The 1,831-nt window shown below is 74.4% G+C and carries 1 pseudogene; it reads left to right on the top strand.

Annotation, left to right across the window (positions count from 1 at the left end):
- Positions 1-1,718: pseudogene (locus K6I33_RS34660) on the top strand (hypothetical protein); the annotation flags it as partial.
- Positions 1,719-1,831 lie beyond the last annotated feature (113 nt).

The raw sequence follows: 1,831 nt of genomic DNA, 5'->3' as shown, positions 1-1,831 counted from the left end.
AGCACGCGAAGAAGACGCGTGAGGCCCGTCAGGAGGCCGAGCGCCAGGCGAAGATCGCCGCCGAGCAGCGCGCCATCGCCGAGCGCGAGCGCGATCTGGCCGCCGCCGCGCGTGCGCGCGCGGAGCGTGAGCGCGACGTTGCCGCTGCGGCGCGGGCGCGTGCGGAGGCTGAGGCGCGTACGGCGTCGGCGGCCCGTGCGGAGGCCCAGGCGGCTGCCGCTACAGCAGCCAGCGCACGGGCGGACGCGGAGAAGCAGGAGGGCGTTGCTGCAACGGCGGATGAGAACGCCCGCAGCATGGAGACCAAGGCGCGCGAGGCCTACGTCAACAGCCAGCAGGCCAGGGCAAAGGCCGACTCTGAAAGGGCTCGGGCCCAGGCCACCGCATCGATGGCGGCCGCGTCCAAGGGCACCGCATATTCCGTTGAAGCGCAGGCTGCTGCAACTCAGGCGCGTGCGGACGCCGATACCGCCGGTGCCGCCGCCGATCAGGCGCAGGGTGCCGCCGACACCGCCAGTGGTGCCGCCATCCGGGCGCGCTCCGCCGCGACGGAGGCCGCTGGCGCGGCCGCTCGCGCCCGTGCCGCCGCCGCCGAGGCCACCGCCCACGCCGCGCGTGCGAACGAGGCCGCGAACAAGGCCGAAGCCGCCGCAGCCGCCGCCAACGCCGCCGCGAACCGTGCCGAGGCCGAGGCCGCCGCGACCCACGCCGCCGCCACACGTGCCAACGTCAAGGCCGCCGAGGCCACCGCGCAGGAAGCCCGCGCCGGTGTGGCCGCCCACGAGGCCTCCCGCCTCGCCGGTCTCGCCGCCATCGAGGCGAAGAACGCCCTCCAGGCCGCCAACCGCACCAAGGACGAAGCCGAAGGCGCCACCCGCGAAGCGGCCATGGCCCGCCTCCAGGCCGGTATCGCCGTCCAGGCCTCCACGGCCGCCAAGGCCAGCGCCGCCGGCATCGCCGACCCGGCGAACACCGCGATCGAGCTGACCGCACCGTTCACCGGCAAGGACATCGACGCCGACTTCGCCACCGACGTCGCCACCGCCGCCCAGGAACTGGGCGAGGAGCAGGTCGCCTCCGCCCAGGCCAAGGCCAACGAGGCCCTCAAGGCCGCCGAAGCCGCCGAAGCCGCCGCCAAACGCGCCAACGCCCAGGTCGCCCCCGCATTCAAGGCCGCCGCCGACGCCGCCCGCTCCTCCGCCAACGCCACCCGCTCCATGGCCGCCGCCATGCGCTCCGCCGCCGACGCCGCCACCGACGGCGCCAAGGCCCGCGCCGCAGCGGCTCGCGCCAACCAGGCCGACGCCCAGGCCCAGGCCGACGCCAAGGCCGCCCGCGAAGCCGCCAACCAGGCCTACGCCGACGCAGCCGCCGCCCGCCAGGCCGCCAACCAGGCCGAAGCCGAAGCCGCCCGCGCCCGCGGCGCCGCCACCGAAGCCGAACAACACGCCGCAGCCGCAAGCAGCGCCGCCGACCGTGCCGAAAGCGAAGCCAGCGTCGCACAAGGCGCGGCCGAACAGGCCCGCAAGGACGCCGACGCCGCCGGTAAATTCGCCGAATCCGCCGAAACCCACGCCAAGTCGGCGAAGGAAGCCGCCGACCACGCCCTCGACTACGCCAAGAAGGCTGACGCGGAGGCCAAGAAGGCCGAGGACGAGGCCCGCGAGCGGGAACGAAAGGCCCGCGAAGAAGCGGCCAACGACACTAACAACAGCTAACAGAATGAGATCTGTTGACGCTGGTTGCCGTGTCTGACGGGCGGGTTGAGCGTTGTCCGGCTCGTGGGGGCATCGCCGTGGATCGTGTCGGATGAGTTGTGGGAGCGGATCGG

Source organism: Streptomyces sp. UNOB3_S3 (genome assembly GCF_020740895.1).
Lineage (GTDB): Bacteria > Actinomycetota > Actinomycetes > Streptomycetales > Streptomycetaceae > Streptomyces.
This window is presented reverse-complemented; position numbering and strand designations above follow the sequence as displayed.